We start from the raw sequence: 16403 nt of genomic DNA on the forward strand, positions 1-16403 counted from the left end.
AAACTAGAAAGGCAAGGCACTGCTCACTTGTGAAGCTTAAGTGAACAGCATTGGCGCCCGGGCATAAAAAAATCCCTCCAGAAAGAGGGACATATCATTCGGGATCAATACGGTATGCGGCTTACGAGCGGCTTCTGGAACATTTTGCGGCGAAGCTTGCAACCGCGCTGGCCAGGCATACGAAGAGAAGCGCCCAGCCGCAGGGGACCAGGAAGAAAGGTTCATGAAGAACTCCCTGGGCATCCAGCGTTGAGCCGATCAGGGCGAAGAGTCCAAAGCAGAGTACGGCTGCGATTCCGGAAATCAGTGCCGTCCATTCCCAGACTCTGGAAGCTGAGTGTTTTCCCGATCTGGCAAGGTTTGCGTTCATAGGTATTTCCTCCTTTTTTTCTGGGAAATCTAAGTCTACGATACCGATCCAGGAGATTCGAGACAGACGCTCCCATCTTTTCGCACCATGGGAGAGCTCCTGTCGATATCGACCCTCTACTCTAGTCATCTTCGTTCGAAAAGGTATTGCTTTGCCTGAGATTTTTCGAGACGCAAACGAAAAAGCTTCTGTGCAGAGATTCGCATACGCCTGCACAGAAGCTTTCGGTTTTTGAGTGTTTTTTAGATGCAGCGATGGGTCTTAAACTAGAACGCGCGCACGTAAATCGGTTTGGAAGTACGGGCGATATCCTGTCCGAGCTTGGAATCGCTGAACATGAATTCGAGTTCCTGATCTTTTACGACGCCGCGGATGGCCGCAGTCAGACGTGTGAAAATACCAGTGTCTTTTTCGTTGGCATCCACCAGGATGAACAGCGTTGTATCCGGTTTGTTCGGATCTTTCAGACGCTCCTTCATGTAAATGGCGTTGATCGCCTTGTCATGGAAGCCGGCTGAAATCAGAGCCGCTTCGAGATCCTGCTGGTCGCCCGTAAGGTCGCGCAGGTATACGTTACTGTTCTGGGCCAGGTTTTCCTGTTTGAGCGGTGTCTTGTAGGCATCCGCAAAACCGATCAGGAAATCGGACGGGAAGCGTACGTTTACGCCAGCCGGGTCAACGACAATGCCGTCGACATCGCCTTTCGCGCTTCTTACCATCGGCAGGAACTGTTCCGAAGAAAGCAGCAGGCAGTTTACGCCCGGTTCGCCGAAAGCGTTTTTCATTTCGGCAACACTGGTGAATACCGGGAACATTTTCGTTCCGTCCTGACTTGCAGCCGTCATAAATGCCATTTTGGCATCTTTCGGGAACTGAATTTTTCCGTTCTCCAGTTTGGTCGGTTCCTTATCCCATTTGGCAGGGACATACACACGGGTATCCATGAGCGCCTGTCCTGCTTTGAGCAGGTCTTCGTCCGCATGGGTTTCCTTCATTCGGACAAGCGCTTCGAGCAGAATGTCGTTCTGATATTGTTCCATAATTATTCTTCATTTCCTCCAACAGCAGCTTCCTCGAAGAGAATGGATGGAGCGGCTGTGCTGCGCATTTCCCATTTCAGGTCATCGCCGACAGCCTCTACATGATTCATCAGATCGATAAAGTTTCCGGCTACAGTAATCAGAGTCAGCGGACGAACTTTCCGGCCGTTTTCCACCAGATAGCCCTTGGCCTGTAAAGAAAAGTTCGTACTGACAAAATCAATGCCGGCATGCATTCCCGCAAGTTCGCTGATCACTACACCATTGTCCATTTTTTTCAAAAGAGAGTCAAAAGAATTCGGGCCCGACACAATATAAAGGTTCATGCTGGAAACGGTAGTTGCACCGCCGCCGGAACGGAATCCGTTGCCGGTGGATTCGGCATCCATTTTCAGCGCAGACTTGGTGTTGTGGAGAACGGTTTCAAAAACGCCGTCGCGAACGACTGTTTTTGTATATGTCGGGCGGCCTTCGTCGTCATAGTTCCGTAAGAAGAGCGCGTCTTCATTGCGCGGATCGTCCACGATCGTGATCTGATCCGAGAAGATTTTCTGGCCGACCTTGCCGCATAACGGCGAAATGCCGCGGGCGATCGACGTACCGTAAAACATCCCTTCCAGGCAGGAGAAGAGCGTCGACATGGCTTCGTTGTTGAAGATGACTTTGCAGGTGCGGCTGCTCAGCGATTTGGCGCCGATCTGGTCCTGCACGCGCGTAACCAGACGCTTTACGAACGCGTCCTGATCGAAATCATCGAGATCGTAGACGATTTCTACACGGTAGTCGTCATATACTTCCCCGTTATCGCGCATCGTAATCTGCGCGGCGATCACCTGATACTGGTAGGCGCTGGACACTTCCGTCCCCAGCGAGTTGGTCAGCTCGCTGCTCACTTCGGCGCTTTCAAAAGAAAGTTCATTGACCAGACTGACGCGGCTGTCGGCAGCCAGAAGCTTGTCTTCCAGAGACGCGAGCACTTCCTTAATGCGCGCCGGATCGGCCGGTTTCCAGGTCTTTTTCGAAATGGTCTCTTCGCATTCCATCGGTCCGACAAGAACGTCCTTTTCCGATTCCGAAATGCGGTCGGCATTATCGCGAAGCTGACCGAGAATTTCGTCCATGTCTTCGTCTTCGATTTTTTCGAGCGATGTCGAAACGATTTTTCCATTGGCCATGGCGCGCAGCGAAGTGGAAAGAATACGGGATGTCGTAAACGAATCCATCGTATGGTCAAACCACTGCAGAGAACGGGACGTCTGCCGCGTCTGCGCGATTTCGAGGCCTTCCAGTCCAAGCTGGGCTGACCGTTCAATCCATGCCTGCTTATTCATTTGCGGTACCTCCTACAGTAATGGAGCTGACCCGGATGGCCGGCTGGCCGACATTGGTCGGAATCGATCCGGAAACCGATCCGCACATACCCTGCGCGAGTTCCAGGTTGTCGCTGACCATATCAATGTTCTGAAGAATTTCTGCACCGCTTCCGATCAGCATGGCGCCGATAACGGGATCGGTGATTTTTCCGTCTTCAATCAGGTAGCCTTCGTTTACGCCGAAGTTGAATTCACCGGTGTTCGGATTGACCGAACCGCCGCCCATCGAACGGCAGTACAGACCGAAGGAAATGTCCTTGAACATGTCTTCTTTCTTATCCGTTCCCGGTGCGATGAACGTATTGCTCATGCGGCTTGTCGGTTCGTACTTGTACGATTCGCGACGGCCGCTTCCCGAAGACGGCGTATTCATGCGGCGGCCGTTAAGACGGTCAACCATGTACTGGGTCAGAACGCCGTGATCGATCAGCAGGCGTTTCTGCTGCGGGTTGCCTTCGTCATCCATGTTCTGGGAACCCCATTCGCCCGGAATCGTTCCATCGTCCCAGGCGCTGACTTTTTCGCTGGCGATTTTTTCGCCTTTCCGGTTGGAAAATACCGAAAGTTTTTTGGCGACGCTGGTCGCTTCAAGGGAATGGCCGCAGGCTTCGTGGAAAATGACGCCGCCAAAGCCGTTATCAATAATGACCGGCATCACACCGCTGGGCGCCGGTTTGGCGCGAAGCAGTACGAGGGCAATTCGAGCCGCCTCTTTCGCCATCTCTTCTGGCGAATGGTCACCTTCAAAATATTCGAGGCCTTTGGAAGCGCCCGGTGCAGTGTAGCCGGACTGCACATTGTCGCCTTCGCGCGCATACGCCTGAACGGCCATACGGCTTCTCTGTCTTGTATCCGCCATGAACAGACCGTCCGAATTGGCGATCTGCACGTCCTGATGAATGGACGACAGCGAAGCGCTGGCTTTAAAAATCCGTTCATCATAGCCGCGGGCCGTCTTGATGGCCCGATCGAGCAGAGCGATTTTTTTCTCGTCTTCCGTCTTGAACGGGTCCTGTTCGACTGGGGAAATGTTTTCCGCCCGGCTCAGTTCATTCAGAACGACGTTTTTTCCCTCTTCTTTTTTCCCGATGGCGCTTCGCAGATCGTCTACGATGCCCTCGAGAACTTCCATATCCATTTCATCGGTGTAGCCGTAAACCGATGAAGTTCCTTTATACAGACGAATCCCCGCTCCGGCGCGTACGCTCGCGCTGATATTCTCAACGTTGTCATCGAGCTGCGTCATCGACTGCGTGTGGGTTTCTTCTTCAAAAATCTCCGCAAAATCCGCTTCCGATTTCATGGCGCGGTTCAGGAGTACTTCTACTTGTTCTTTGTTGAGCATTTTTATCACTCCTCTATCTTTTCAGTATACCGCAGGACACAAGCCCTCTTCCACAAGGGGCAGAGCGGCCTGGATCTGCCGGTGCTTTCTGTCCATTCGGCTATAAATTCGTATTACGTTCTCATTTTATAGCCTTCTATATTTTATTTTTTTCTTTTTTTGTTTTTCCTGTTTGCATCTCAGAGGTTTTTCTTATAGTATGAATAAGCTGTTTGACAGCAATAAAGATTTTCAAGTCATATTCAAACTTTGCGCCATTAGCTCAATTGGATAGAGCGTCTGACTACGGATCAGAAGGTTGTGGGTTCGACTCCTGCATGGCGCGCCATTTTTATCGGGACGTAGCACAGCTTGGTAGTGCACTTGCATGGGGTGCAAGGGGTCGCAGGTTCAAATCCTGTCGTCCCGACCATTTTCATCTTTATATTTTGGCTAGGTAGCTTAGTTGGCTAGAGCATCCGGTTCATACCCGGAAGGTCGTGAGTTCGAGTCTCACCCTAGCCACCATTTCTTATGTTTTATTTTTCATGGACCCTTAGCGCAGTTGGTAAGAGCAGCTGGCTCATAACCGGATGGTCGCGGGTTCAAGTCCTGCAGGGTCCACCAGTTACCTACAGTCCTTAAGGAATGTTGTTGCAGGAGCACCGATTGATTTCTGAAAAAAGTGATAAAATCTCTTGCATCCAGTCATCCTTTCGGTTATTATATCTAAGTACATCGCGGGATAGAGCAGTCTGGTAGCTCGTCGGGCTCATAACCCGGAGGTCGTTGGTTCAAATCCTTCTCCCGCAACCATGTGGTCTCTTAGCTCAGTTGGTAGAGCAAAGGACTGAAAATCCTTGTGTCGTTGGTTCGATTCCGACAGAGACCACCACTTTGTAAATCACGCACCCAATTCGGGGTGCGTTTTTTTATGCCCGGTTCTGGTCATAGCCTTGCCCTCTTCATTCGACCCAGAATACCGAAATCTTAAATTCTCTTCCATACAGACAAGGCCCCGGAATCCATAGACAGGATCCGGGGCCTCTATTCTTCTGCTATTCTTCGATTTTTATTCAAGTTTTCTGTCTGTTCTCGCTTTTCTGGATCGAGCTTGCCTATCCGATTCGTCCGGCACGCTTTGCAACTTCTTCCGGATCCGCCAGGCACTCAATTTTGTCCAGCTTTCCCTTCTCGTCAAACGTGCAGATCATCGGAACGCCCGTTGGCGGTTCATAGATCAGGGAAATGCCAAGATCGCGTTCGACGTCTTTCAAGTCCTTATTGGCGTCTTCAATCAAATATTTCAGCAAAACGCCAAGGATGTTTCCATGCGCCGCAATCAGTACGGTCTGCTCCTTTTCCAGACAGGGGACGACTTGTTCCCTGTAAAACGGAACGATTCGATCCATCGCCATCTGCATAGATTCGCCAAGCGGCAGCTGTTCTTTCGGTACATCCGCATATTCCGAAGACTGTCCAGGGGTGCGCGGATCATCTGGATCGAGCAGTGGTACCTTTGCGTCGAGTTTGCTGCGCCAGGCATCCACTCTGGCTTTTCCATATCTGGCAATTGTTTCCGCCTGGGTGTGACCCTGCAGCGCCCCATAGCTTCGCTCATTGATGTGCCAGCTGCGCGTTACCGGCATTTCTTTCTGATCGAGTTCATTCAGCACATGATCGAGCGTCTGATTGGCGCGTTTGAGCCGCGAAGTGAAGGCCCGATCGATCTGGATGCCTTCTTCTTTCATCCTTTTACCGGCTTCTATAGCTTCTCGGTGTCCTTCTGGACTCAGATTCACATTCGACCAGCCGGTAAATCGTTTTTCCTTATTCCATTCGCTTTCGCCATGACGAAGCAGGATCAGTCGTTTCATACCGCAATTCCCCTTTGATTCCATACGTCTGTCCGGACGTATCGCCTGTCCGATATCCTCCCCAGCATAGCGACTCTTCCCCTTTTTTTGCGAACGCTTTGAGACAGAAAACCGCGTCCCGCAAAGCTCATGGCTTTAAAGGACGCGGTTCGTGTTTAGATTCCGTTTCTCTCAAAGATCGGAGAAAGGACAAAGCATTTCTTTACTTCAGAGAGTCAAGCTTGCCTGCAGAAGGGGTAAGACGCAGATCGAGCATCGCCTGGTTGAGCGCATCGGCTTTCTGATCAATATCTGCCTGATGAGAGGCTTTGTTATCGATGGCTTTTGCGGCATCCAGAGCGGATGTGAATGCAGAAGCGGATTTAAACTCGCTGGCATTCAGTTTGCCCGCCTCATCGATTGCGGTATGGAGGAGACTGTAATCCAGATTTGTTTCCACAACATCTTCTTCACCAGTCAGACGCATTTCGAGACCGCACGCAAATACGTAGGACTGATCCGACATACTTTCTACCGCATACAGACGAACTTTCGTCGTTTTCACCGGTGCAAAGGAAGCGTTCTTCCAGCCGTCGGTTGCTGCCCAGCTGCCAGTAGTTACGGTTTTCCATTCGCCGTTTTCATCGAGAACATCAATGCGATATTTGGTAATTCTTCCATTATCGCCGCCGGTCATTCTTGGCAGATAGCGCAGACCGTCGACCATGTAGTCGCCGTCGATCGCGAACTCTGCCCAGAGGTCGTCACGGTTGGTTCCCTTGTAACTGGAATGCCAGTCTGTGGACGTATTGTTATCGAGCAGACGTTCTGGTCCATGGTTAGGTTCGGTTGAGCCGGCTGCTGCGGTCAGCTTTTCAACCGGAATATCTCTGGAATCGTCTTCTGGATCCATAACTCCAAACAGGATGGTGTATTTCGAAATCTTGCTTCCGTCTTCGGCTTCAACGAGGATCACCTGTTTCTTGTTTTCAGCCGGAAGCATTGTAACGGCACCGTTGCCTTTGGACACCGCTTCAACGGCAGCGGTCTGTTTGGACGTCGGGATTTCCTTAGAAGCGAGGAGATCTGCCGAAACCGCGGTTCCGTCAATCGTCAGGGTGTCCAGTTCTGCCGCCTGGTTTACAACGAGCGTGCTGGTAAAGCCGAACTGTTCCACTTCCGTAATGGCCGTGCACGGGTTGTTTCCGTTCGGCTTCTGCGTTGTGGTGTTGGTTACAGTCATACGCAGATACGTGTAGCGCGTCGGCGCAAAGTCATAGGTATAGCACTTAACATTATTTACTTCATCGCCGATCGTTTCTTTCACCGTCAGCGGTGTCCAGTCGGTACCATTCTCACTGATTTCAAAGGCTGTTGTATTGGCATCCGGGTAGGAAGCAGACCAGCTGTCCTGAGAGAAGTGAACTTTGATCTGTCCAACCGCCTGCTGCGTATCGTAGCGGAACGTGATCTGGGCCGTGTTATTTTCCGGTGTGGTGTAGCAGTAGTCATAGTTGGACCAGATGGATGTGTTCGGTCCGCCGCTCACATCCTGCTTCACGGTGCTTCCGTCAATAATGGCTTCCAGCGTATCGCTCTGCTTGTCCTCTGGAATGTTCTGGCTCAGATGAGCTGCTCCAGAAATACTGTCGCCAAGCGTCACGGTTGCATTCGCAACACGGACAAACGCTTTGACAGGAACAGACTGACCAAATACACTGGCCGTTCCGGGAATAACCAAATTGCCTGCTTCTGCAAAGGCGGAATCGTCTGGCATCTGCCAGTCTACCGCAAAGCTTGCATCCAGAATTTCGCCATCGTTCAGAACCGCGCGGCGGCTTTCCGGAAGTACTGGAACCGTTCCTTTGGAAACGGCTGTCGATACGTTCAGAAGAGCAGCCACCTGATCGATGACATAGACGCTTACCGAAACTGTATGGCCTTCTGCCGTTCCGCTTACAGTAAAGTTGCCGGATTCAGCTACCTGGTCGTCCGTAATCGTATCCCAGGTCACGGCCACATTCTTAGAGGTGCCGTCTGCATAATTCGCTTTAACGGCAGATGGAAGAACGGGTTTTTCCCCTTTCTTCACATAGTAGTTGCGGGAGTATTCAAAACTGCTCAGCGCTTTGCCGCCTCCACCTTCAACTTCGCTCGCATTGAGCATGATCGTCTTGGATTCAAGACCGTCAGCGGATGCGGTCACTTTAATGTCTCCGGCTTTTCCGTTGGAACGGATGATGGCGACAAGCTGACCCGCCTGCGCTTTTCGGTTGTCGTCGCGATAGCTCTGCTGATCCGGCTGAACACCGTTATCGAGAGCAGCCAGTTCACCGGCGCCTTCTACGCGAACCGTGACTTTATTTTTTGCGGAAGGAACAATCCGTCCTTCAGAATCGGTAATATCAATCGTTACATAGGACAGATCGACACCGTCGCCTGCAATATTCGGACGATCGGCTGTCATATCGATTGCCGATGCCGCGCCGGTTGTTTCTACAGAACTGCGGCCAACCGTTTCCGTTGTGATTGGATTTCCGGACTTGTCGTAGGCAACAGCTTCAATCTTGCCGTTCGCATACGGAACCTTCCAGGTGCGATACAGATTGCGGTGGGTTGTGCTCTCCTTATCGCTTCCCTCATACATCTGGTAGGTGTAACCAGCGGCTGTCGTATGCTCCGTCATGGTTTTCTTGCCCAGAGACTGACGTGTCGTGCTTCCAGCCGCTGTAAAGAACAGTTCGACTGTCGGTGCATCGGAATATACAACGACCGGAACATCTCCGTTTCCGTTATTGACAACTACATCTTTATTCCATGCGGGGAGAACATGAAGTGTTGTTTCGTGGTCATTCCAGAGACTCTGATACAGGTAGTAGTTGTCTTTGGGCAGACCCGCGGTATCCACAATGCCGAAGTAGGAGTTTTTCGGCGAACGGTTACCGTCGGTAAATCCAGTACCTACTCCATTTTTTGGCGTCGGTTCGCCGAGATAGTCGAAGCCGGTCCAGACAAATTCGCCGCCGTTGTAGTCGTTGGTGATAACGGTATACCAGGAGTCGCTCGCTGTATGGCCCCATCCGACCGCGGAATAATCATAGCTGGTCAGAAGATTGTCCGCGTTGAGCGCACCGCTAGAGAGTACGTTGTATACGCCGCGGGAATTGATATGGGACGCCGTTTCGCCTCCGTACACTTTCCAGGTTGGATTCTGGCTTCGTTTGGAGTTGTACTGCGATGTGACGGTGTAGTTAAAGCCGATCAGACCGCCTCTGTTTGCGATCGCGTTGGCTACCGCGTCTTCCTGCGTTCCCCTCTTCAGACGGTTTCCGCCAAACGTAAGGAACTGTCCGGTATCGTTGGCTTCGACCACATCCATAATCGCATTGGCCAGTCGGGCACTCTGCGCGCTCCAGTCGTCGGACCCTTCAAAAATTTCATTGCCGAGCGAATACATGAGGACAGACGCTTCGTTGCGGCTTTCCTGTACGGCAGCCCGGGTATCAAACTCGAACCACTTGTCACCCTCTTCTTTATTCAGAATTTCGTTGTCGGCGTCGACCGTCTGTTCAAAGAAGCGCGCATAGTCGTTGTAGTTGCCGTTCTTGGCACCGATCCAGCCGTCAAAAAGTTCATTGATGACCATGATGCCTTCGCGGCTGCACACTTCAAGCAGGTAAGGATCAGCCGGGTTATGCGTCACGCGGATGGCGTTGGCTCCCATTTCCTTCAGGATCTTCACCTGACGCTCGATGGCGCGCTTTTCAGCGGCGGAACCTAAAGAACCCTGATCGTGGTGCATGCAGACGCCTTTAAACTTCATTTTTTCGCCGTTCAGCGAGAAGCCAGTGTCTTTGTCGTAAGAGTAGTAGCGGTAGCCGAAGGTCGTCTCGGTTGTATCAACAGTCTTGCCGCTTTCAACAACTTCGGTTTTCAGCGTATAGAGCGCTGCATGTTCGTCTTTGGCGAGATTGGTTTTCCAGAGGGTCGGGTTGTTAACCATGACATCCAGCGCAACATTCTGCTTTTCGCCGGCCGTCAGAGTTACATCTTTCGATGCTGTACCAACCGCATTGCCGCTTCCGTCAAGTACGGTCTGTTTTACGGTAATCGTTTTGGAAGCGCTGGAATCGTTGACGATATCTGCAGCCGCATGCGTTGTTACATTGCCGCCTTTTTCGGTCTCCAGGTTTGGGGTCGTTACCGCAATGCCGTCATAGCCGACATGAACGTCATCCGTAATCGTCAGCGTAACGTCACGGTAAATACCGCTTCCGGAATACCAGCGGGAAGACGGAGTCTGATGGTTTACACGTACAGCCAGTACGTTTTCGCCGTCTTTATTGAGGTAATCGGTCAGATCAAAGGCAAAACCGGTGTAGCCATAGGGGTGGCCGCCGAGTTTGTGTCCGTTGATGTACACTTCGCAGTCCATGTAAACGCCGTTGAATTCGACAACCATGCGTTTATTAAAGTCTGGGGCAACGGTGAATACCTTGCGGTACCAGCCCACGCCGCCGAGCTTATAGCCGCTCTCGGCTTCACCGGCCGGAGTATAGTCCTGGTCGATGGAATAGTCATGCGGAAGGTTTACGCTGTCCCATTTGGAGTCGTCAAAGCTGCTGTTCTGGGCATTCGCCGGGTCGGATAAGGTGAACTTCCAGTTTGCATTCAGGTTCACGGTTCGCTTATCGGAATCGATCACGCTTACAGGAACAACTTCAGGTTCGGACACCATCTGATTGGAATCCGAGTTTGCTTCTTCAGCAGACACAGGCAGAACCATCTGCATCGAGACGGAACTCATCGCCATCATTCCGCCAAGCAGACTTCCGCCAATGCGTCGAAGCCATTTCGTATTTTTCATCTTTTTTCCTCTTTTTTGTCCCAATCCGTACAAATCTTGATCGGGCACTTCAACGTTTTTATTATAAAAGAATCTTAATCGCAAATGAAAGCCCTTTTAAAGCTCCCTATGTTCATTTGGACGGTGACAGCCAGACTGTTTCGTGCTCAGGATCGGTGCCGGATCCAGAAGATCTTGGTCCGGATAACGCGCTGCCGGCGCTTCCTTTTTCCTTTTATTCCCCTCGGGGAAAGCCTCTGGAAAGCCTGTATTTTTCAAAAAGGGCGGACGTCATTTTATTTTTGAATTTGTGTCTTTAGAGTTGTCAACGGGTGAAGGTTTGCTATAATAGACCATGCGTTAACGAAGTGCGCCATTAGCTCAATTGGATAGAGCGTCTGACTACGGATCAGAAGGTTGTGGGTTCGACTCCTGCATGGCGCGCCATTTTTATCGGGACGTAGCACAGCTTGGTAGTGCACTTGCATGGGGTGCAAGGGGTCGCAGGTTCAAATCCTGTCGTCCCGACCATTTTCATCTTTATATTTTGGCTAGGTAGCTTAGTTGGCTAGAGCATCCGGTTCATACCCGGAAGGTCGTGAGTTCGAGTCTCACCCTAGCCACCATTTTCATTTTTATGGAGAAGTACCCAAGTGGTTGAAGGGTCCGGTCTTGAAAACCGGTAGGTCGCGCAAGCGGCGCCAGGGTTCGAATCCCTGCTTCTCCGCCATACATATCGCGGGATAGAGCAGTCTGGTAGCTCGTCGGGCTCATAACCCGGAGGTCGTTGGTTCAAATCCTTCTCCCGCAACCAGAACAGTTCCTGACCTGAGAATACTCAGGTCAGTTTTTTTATGCTCTTTTGCCATCCCTGCTCTGCCTTTCGGTCTGGCCTTCTTTTTTGCCGCTTTCGAATGTCGCGCCGCTCTGTTTCCTTTGACAGGCTGGCGAACCTTTCCGGTGCGCATGCCGACTTTCCTGTTTTCTGGTGCCTGACTGGATTGCAATTTGGACAAAGCGAGAGTCGTTCTGGACTTTCTGGTTATTTTGATCAATCTGTTCAGATTTGGGGCAAAAGGGGTGCTCATGGATACGCTGTTCTTCGGCACTTCATATGTGATTCCTTCATTTTTTGTTAACATGTATCTGATCCGGATACCGTTTTTTGACGGTTCCGCAGCCAGCAGCATAAACAGAGAAAGGGTTCAGGTGAGTGTATGGATCTCAAAGCGTGTCAGTATTTTTTATCCATTATTGAAGCCGGCAGCATGAACAAAGCGGCCAAAGTCCTGAATCTGACCCAGCCGACATTAAGCCGCCAGATCCAGAAGCTGGAAGAAGATCTTGGCGCCCCGCTTTTTGAGCGGCAGGCGAAGTCTCTGCATCTGACCCGGGAAGGTCTGATGTTCGCGCGCCGCGCTCAGGAAATGCTGGATCTGGAAAAACGGACGATGAAAGAACTTCAGTCTTTTGATGACCCGATCGCGGGCGAACTGATCATCGGCTGCGGCGAATTTGCGGCAACCGATGAACTCATTCAGATCGCCGCGCGCTTCCAGAAACTGTATCCCGGCGTACGTCTTCAGTTTGTGACCGGCAACGGAACGACGATCCGCGAAATGATCGACCACGGTCTGGCCGATCTTGGACTCTTCATGCTTCCTACATGTCTGGACGGGTACAAAACGCTCTGCTGGAAACAGCGGGAAAGCTGGGGTGCAATTCTGAAAAGCGATGATCCGCTCTGCGAAAAGGAAGTCATCACGCCGGAAGATCTTGCCGGCCAGCCCCTGATTCTGCCGTATCGCCAGGAAATCCGAACCCAGATTCTTTCCTGGCTTCACAAAACCGAACGCTGCATCCGCTATGCGGGCAGTTCCTCGCTGTCTTCCACATGCGCTCTCATGGTCCGCAACGGCATTGGCATTGGTTTAAGCATTGCCAATGTGCCCGCCTACGATCATCCGGACCTGAAAGTTCTTCCGCTTTCGCCGGCGATGTCTTCCTGTCTGACCATTGCCTGGAAGGAACGCTTTCCGCAGCCGCCTTTAATGGATAAGTTTCTGACATATCTTACCAGCGAAGGCGTAACGTGTTCGTGTCCTTCACAGACCGAATGCAGCGAAGATTCGTCCCGCTGAGTGAAGACTTCGTCTTCCTTTACTCTGTCAAATGGATCTGTTTCTGTTCTTTTTCTGCATCGTTCATAAAAGCCGCCATCGATCCAAATGGCGGCTTTTCTATTGGCCTTTTAAACTGCAGATTATCTATAATGCTAATGCAATATCCGAATATAAAGATAGGTATTCATCTATATTGACATAAGGTGAGGGCAGGATAATACTGAAGTCAGAAAGAACAGAAGTACATCGAATGCGGACATGGGACAGAATGTCCAATCCGATCTGTTCTCTGGAGGTATGCAATGAACATTCAAATTGTTTATTTCTCTGCCAGCGGCATTACCGCCAAAGCGGCCAGACGGCTAGGCGATCTGACGAATTCGCCGGTTTTTGAAATCGAACCGGCCGTTCCGTACACCGCCAGCGATCTCGACTGGACGAATAAAACGAGCCGTTCCACGCTCGAGATGAAAAAACCGATGGCACCCGTAGACGTCAAGACGCTTCCAGACCATCTGGATTGCGATACGCTGCTGATCGGATTCCCCGTATGGTGGTATCAGGCTCCTTCCATCATCAACACCTTCCTGAGCAAGGTGGATACAGCGGGAATGAAAGTGGCTCCCTTTATTACATCCGGCGGATCCGGCATGGAAGGCGTAGAAAGCCAGCTGGAGCGCAACTTCCCGAAAATTGACTGGAAACAGGGCCTGCGCATCACGCCGCAGACGACAGACGCCCAGCTGAATGCGTGGATCGAAAGCCTGAACTAGCAAAGAGGCGCTCTCTGTATGCGTAAACGCATCGATTCGAAATCCAATTTTCGATTCCATGCCTGAGTCTCGATTTTGATCGACCCTGTTTTGTGAACTTGTATTTGTGAACTTGTTTTTGCGATTAATGAATCCGTTCAGGAAAGGACTTTATCATGGCTAAAATTGTACAGACTGCGGGCCGCAATGCCCTTGGCGAATTTGCACCGGACTTTGCCCGCTATAACGATGACATTCTCTTTGGAGAGGTCTGGAACGACCCGCCCCTTCCTCCCAAAACACGCAGCATGATCGTCATCTCCATCTTCATGGGACGCGGTCTCTGCGACGCTTCTCTGGATCACCATCTCGGCTTCGCGAAAGAAAACGGCGTAACAAAAGAAGAAATTTCCGCGCTGATTACCCAGGGCGGCTTCTATGCCGGCTGGCCGGTAGCCTGGGCCGTATTCAACCACGCCAAAGCGATCTGGAACGACGAACCCGAAGCCAGGGATTCCAGCAAAGATGCCGCACTGGCGGCTTACGCGAAGACCATCTTCTTCCCGGTTGGAAAGCCAAACGATGCCTATGCGCAGTATTTTGACGGCCGCAGCTGGCTGGCTCCCGTTTCCGGCGGACCGCTTCCGATTTCCAACGTTACCTTTGAACCGGGATGCAAAAACCACTGGCATGTTCACCACGCGAAAACCGGCGGCGGTCAGGTTCTGATCTGCGTCGGCGGAAGAGGCTGGTATCAGGAATGGGGCAAAGATCCCGTAGAAATGACACCGGGAACCATCATCGAAATCCCCGCCAGCGTTAAGCACTGGCATGGTGCTGCCAACGATTCCTGGTTCTCTCACCTTGCCTTTGAAATTCCAGGAACAGACTGCTCAACCGAATGGCTCGAGCCGGTTGCCGACTAGGATTTCCTGACTTCATCAAGAATCTCCTGTCTTACAAATCCCCCTTATATAAAATGAAACGCCCAGAGTTCCGGCTTTCCTTTCTGCAGAAGGAGAAGCGGACGCTCTGGGCGTTTTATTTCGTTCCTGTTTCTGTTTTTGCTTTGCATATCGCCAGCTTGCGTGCTGGACTTCCAAACTGCGCTGGCCGGGCAGTTACTGGCTATCTGGACTCGACGTGCGGATTGTTTTGCAGACGAAGCAGAATGTCCACTGCTTCGGCAATGCCGCTTACGATATACGTTGCCGCTTCCTGAACTTCCTTTGGACTGTCTGGAAACGTAAAGGATACATCCGCTTCTTCCAGCATGCTCAGATCGTTGAAGGAATCGCCGATGGCCGCTGTAAAATCCCCGGGTTTTCCGATCTGTGCAGCGAGTGCTTTTAAGGCCGTTCCTTTCGTTACGCCCACGGGATTGAAATCCGCAAATCGCGAGTTCGCCACCGCGATGACATCGTCTCGCTTCTGGGTTTCTTTTAAGAGCTGAGCGCCTTCTGGAGTTATATGGGAAAAAGAAATGGCCAGAATGCGTGAGGGATCAAATTCGGAAGCCGAACGGACAATGCGCGTTGGAAAATCTGGATAATTTTTCTTCGGCGTACGAATCAGTTCATTTTCTCCATGGAAAATGAAGCCGACATCCGGCATGTCTTCGACCGCTTCCCGCACAAAAGCGGGATCCAGAAAACGCTGGTACAAAATCCGACTGGAGCGATCGCACACCTGAGCTCCATTGGAAAAAATCCAGAAATCAAAATCCACTTTATGCTCGCTCATATCTTCGAGCAGCCCTCTCATCGTCCGGGCACGGCCGGTTACCAGTCCAAACTGGTTTCCCGCTGCCTGAAAGCGGCGAATGGCTTTCGCGTCTTCTTCTCGAACGCCGCCCTGATGATGAAAATACAGCGTGTCATCAAAATCAGTTCCGAAAATAATCATTGCTCTTCTCTCTTTCCTCTCAATTCGAGTTTTTTCTCCCTGGATTAGCGTCTTTGATTGTTTCTTCGTGTCTACTTTCCGCTGCTTCCCAGGCGCCCAGCCTGGCGCAAAGACGGAATGGCCTGCAGTTCTTGAAGAGAAATCTCCTGCGTTTCCAGCTGTGGAATGACGAGGAGGACACCCTGCGCGCACGCCTTTTCGTACGGATACAGGATAAAGCCGGCTTTTTCGTCTTCGCTCATCGCCGACAGAGCCGTTTTTTTGATAATGAGCAGCGGGCGATCGTTCACATTGGTGATCGGTACCATATATTCCCCGCGATAGCCGGAATCGATGACACCGGCGCGAACGGACATGCCTTTCACTCCGGTACTTCCCCGTTCCTTGAGGAATAAAACATAATTGTCATCAAAAGCCGAAGCCACTCCAAGCGGAATCAGAACCGTGTGGAGCGGATCAATGCGCATAAAGTCTTCTTCAAAACACGGATACAAATCGTATCCGGCATCTTCCTGCCGCTTTGACGGGATCTGGGCATCTTCTCTGACTTTGGCCCAGTACAGTTTTTCCATAGTGAATCTCCTTATCGTAAATTGGAATCAAAAATCCTGAACTCTTCGCTGTCGATTTCCGTTCTGTTTCATTGTATAGGACACGCTTGGTCTGCGCGGTTCTGACCATTTGTTTCCCCATAAAAAAATCCGGCGCTTTGCCGGATTTTATCGTCAGATCTTTGATCGGATCCCGTCTGAACTTTTGTTTGTAAGCGTCAAATAAAAGACGGGTATTTTCTCGACCGCCTCCTTGGGATAAT

At 51.2% G+C, this 16403-nt stretch carries 11 protein-coding genes and 11 tRNA genes; 14 read left to right on the forward strand and 8 right to left on the reverse strand.

The window, feature by feature from the left end:
• Nucleotides 1-121: 121 nt before the first annotated feature.
• From Q2J39_RS08255 to Q2J39_RS08270, 4 genes are all read right to left on the reverse strand, one after another.
• Nucleotides 122-370, reverse strand: a complete 249-nt coding sequence (locus Q2J39_RS08255) for a DUF3955 domain-containing protein (RefSeq protein ID WP_230266924.1) — start codon at nt 368-370, stop codon at nt 122-124.
• A 266-nt stretch (nt 371-636) separates the two neighbouring features.
• Complete coding sequence (locus Q2J39_RS08260; RefSeq protein WP_230266925.1) at nt 637-1410, reverse strand: enhanced serine sensitivity protein SseB C-terminal domain-containing protein; 774 nt, start codon at nt 1408-1410, stop codon at nt 637-639.
• Nucleotides 1411-1412: 2 nt separating this feature from the next.
• Nucleotides 1413-2741, reverse strand: coding sequence for a TldD/PmbA family protein (locus Q2J39_RS08265; RefSeq protein WP_288340068.1), 1329 nt, complete (start codon nt 2739-2741; stop codon nt 1413-1415).
• Nucleotides 2734-4128, reverse strand: coding sequence for a TldD/PmbA family protein (locus Q2J39_RS08270; protein ID WP_288340067.1), 1395 nt, complete (start codon nt 4126-4128; stop codon nt 2734-2736). The genes Q2J39_RS08265 and Q2J39_RS08270 overlap by 8 nt, the downstream gene beginning before the upstream one ends.
• Nucleotides 4129-4379: 251 nt before the next feature.
• Here Q2J39_RS08270 and Q2J39_RS08275 point away from each other — a divergent pair.
• The 6 genes from Q2J39_RS08275 to Q2J39_RS08300 all read left to right on the forward strand — a co-directional run bounded on the left by Q2J39_RS08275 (nt 4380) and on the right by Q2J39_RS08300 (nt 5002).
• Nucleotides 4380-4456 (forward strand) — tRNA-Arg (locus Q2J39_RS08275).
• 7 nt (nt 4457-4463) lie between these two features.
• Nucleotides 4464-4540: transfer RNA gene (locus Q2J39_RS08280), tRNA-Pro, on the forward strand.
• Nucleotides 4541-4558: 18 nt separating this feature from the next.
• Nucleotides 4559-4635, forward strand: a tRNA-Met gene (locus tag Q2J39_RS08285).
• A gap of 22 nt (nt 4636-4657) precedes the next feature.
• A tRNA-Ile gene (locus tag Q2J39_RS08290) sits at nt 4658-4734 on the forward strand.
• A 112-nt stretch (nt 4735-4846) separates the two neighbouring features.
• Nucleotides 4847-4923, forward strand: a tRNA-Met gene (locus Q2J39_RS08295).
• Between the two features lie 3 nt (nt 4924-4926).
• Nucleotides 4927-5002 (forward strand) — tRNA-Phe (locus tag Q2J39_RS08300).
• Between the two features lie 223 nt (nt 5003-5225).
• Here the strand turns inward: Q2J39_RS08300 and Q2J39_RS08305 are convergent.
• Nucleotides 5226-5984 (reverse strand): 2,3-diphosphoglycerate-dependent phosphoglycerate mutase, encoded by a 759-nt coding sequence (locus Q2J39_RS08305; RefSeq protein WP_288340065.1) that lies wholly within the window; start codon nt 5982-5984, stop codon nt 5226-5228.
• Nucleotides 5985-6186: 202 nt separating this feature from the next.
• A complete protein-coding gene (locus Q2J39_RS08310) occupies nt 6187-10830 on the reverse strand; it encodes a sugar-binding domain-containing protein (RefSeq protein WP_288340063.1) in 4644 nt (1547 codons plus the stop codon).
• A gap of 349 nt (nt 10831-11179) precedes the next feature.
• Between Q2J39_RS08310 and Q2J39_RS08315 the strand changes: the two genes are divergently transcribed.
• The 8 genes from Q2J39_RS08315 (at nt 11180) to Q2J39_RS08350 (ending at nt 14610) form a co-directional block, all read left to right on the forward strand.
• Nucleotides 11180-11256 (forward strand) — tRNA-Arg (locus Q2J39_RS08315).
• Nucleotides 11257-11263: 7 nt separating this feature from the next.
• A tRNA-Pro gene (locus Q2J39_RS08320) sits at nt 11264-11340 on the forward strand.
• 18 nt (nt 11341-11358) lie between these two features.
• Nucleotides 11359-11435 (forward strand) — tRNA-Met (locus tag Q2J39_RS08325).
• A gap of 13 nt (nt 11436-11448) precedes the next feature.
• A tRNA-Ser gene (locus Q2J39_RS08330) sits at nt 11449-11539 on the forward strand.
• A gap of 7 nt (nt 11540-11546) precedes the next feature.
• A tRNA-Met gene (locus tag Q2J39_RS08335) sits at nt 11547-11623 on the forward strand.
• Between the two features lie 403 nt (nt 11624-12026).
• Nucleotides 12027-12950, forward strand: coding sequence for a LysR family transcriptional regulator (locus Q2J39_RS08340; protein ID WP_230268010.1), 924 nt, complete (start codon nt 12027-12029; stop codon nt 12948-12950).
• Between the two features lie 284 nt (nt 12951-13234).
• Nucleotides 13235-13705 carry a flavodoxin gene (locus Q2J39_RS08345; protein ID WP_230268011.1) on the forward strand — a complete coding sequence of 157 codons (471 nt, stop codon included), beginning with the start codon at nt 13235-13237 and terminating at the stop codon, nt 13703-13705.
• 155 nt (nt 13706-13860) lie between these two features.
• On the forward strand, nt 13861-14610 hold the full coding sequence (locus Q2J39_RS08350) for a carboxymuconolactone decarboxylase family protein (RefSeq protein WP_230268012.1): 750 nt from the start codon (nt 13861-13863) through the stop codon (nt 14608-14610).
• A gap of 202 nt (nt 14611-14812) precedes the next feature.
• Here Q2J39_RS08350 and Q2J39_RS08355 read toward each other — a convergent pair whose 3' ends face one another.
• Together Q2J39_RS08355 and Q2J39_RS08360 are read right to left on the reverse strand one after the other, a co-directional pair.
• Nucleotides 14813-15589: an HAD family hydrolase gene (locus Q2J39_RS08355; protein ID WP_288340059.1), complete on the reverse strand. Its 777-nt coding sequence runs from the start codon at nt 15587-15589 to the stop codon at nt 14813-14815.
• A 71-nt stretch (nt 15590-15660) separates the two neighbouring features.
• Entirely contained in the window at nt 15661-16161 is a 501-nt protein-coding gene (locus Q2J39_RS08360) for a dUTP pyrophosphatase (protein ID WP_288340058.1), read from the reverse strand.
• Nucleotides 16162-16403 lie beyond the last annotated feature (242 nt).

Origin of the sequence: uncultured Allobaculum sp., from assembly GCF_948576815.1 — a bacterium.
Taxonomy (GTDB): Bacteria; Bacillota_I; Bacilli_A; order Erysipelotrichales; family Erysipelotrichaceae; genus Allobaculum; species Allobaculum fili.

Excerpts from the sequence above, each read along its gene's own strand:
- Q2J39_RS08255 (WP_230266924.1), bottom strand. The coding sequence starts at position 370 with ATGAACGCAAACCTTGCCAGATCGGGAAAACACTCAGCTTCCAGAGTC.
- Q2J39_RS08260 (WP_230266925.1), bottom strand. The coding sequence starts at position 1,410 with ATGGAACAATATCAGAACGACATTCTGCTCGAAGCGCTTGTCCGAATG.
- Q2J39_RS08265 (WP_288340068.1), bottom strand. The coding sequence starts at position 2,741 with ATGAATAAGCAGGCATGGATTGAACGGTCAGCCCAGCTTGGACTGGAA.
- Q2J39_RS08270 (WP_288340067.1), bottom strand. The coding sequence starts at position 4,128 with ATGCTCAACAAAGAACAAGTAGAAGTACTCCTGAACCGCGCCATGAAA.
- Q2J39_RS08305 (WP_288340065.1), bottom strand. The coding sequence starts at position 5,984 with ATGAAACGACTGATCCTGCTTCGTCATGGCGAAAGCGAATGGAATAAG.
- Q2J39_RS08310 (WP_288340063.1), bottom strand. The coding sequence starts at position 10,830 with ATGAAAAATACGAAATGGCTTCGACGCATTGGCGGAAGTCTGCTTGGC.
- Q2J39_RS08340 (WP_230268010.1), top strand. The coding sequence starts at position 12,027 with ATGGATCTCAAAGCGTGTCAGTATTTTTTATCCATTATTGAAGCCGGC.
- Q2J39_RS08345 (WP_230268011.1), top strand. The coding sequence starts at position 13,235 with ATGAACATTCAAATTGTTTATTTCTCTGCCAGCGGCATTACCGCCAAA.
- Q2J39_RS08350 (WP_230268012.1), top strand. The coding sequence starts at position 13,861 with ATGGCTAAAATTGTACAGACTGCGGGCCGCAATGCCCTTGGCGAATTT.
- Q2J39_RS08355 (WP_288340059.1), bottom strand. The coding sequence starts at position 15,589 with ATGATTATTTTCGGAACTGATTTTGATGACACGCTGTATTTTCATCAT.
- Q2J39_RS08360 (WP_288340058.1), bottom strand. The coding sequence starts at position 16,161 with ATGGAAAAACTGTACTGGGCCAAAGTCAGAGAAGATGCCCAGATCCCG.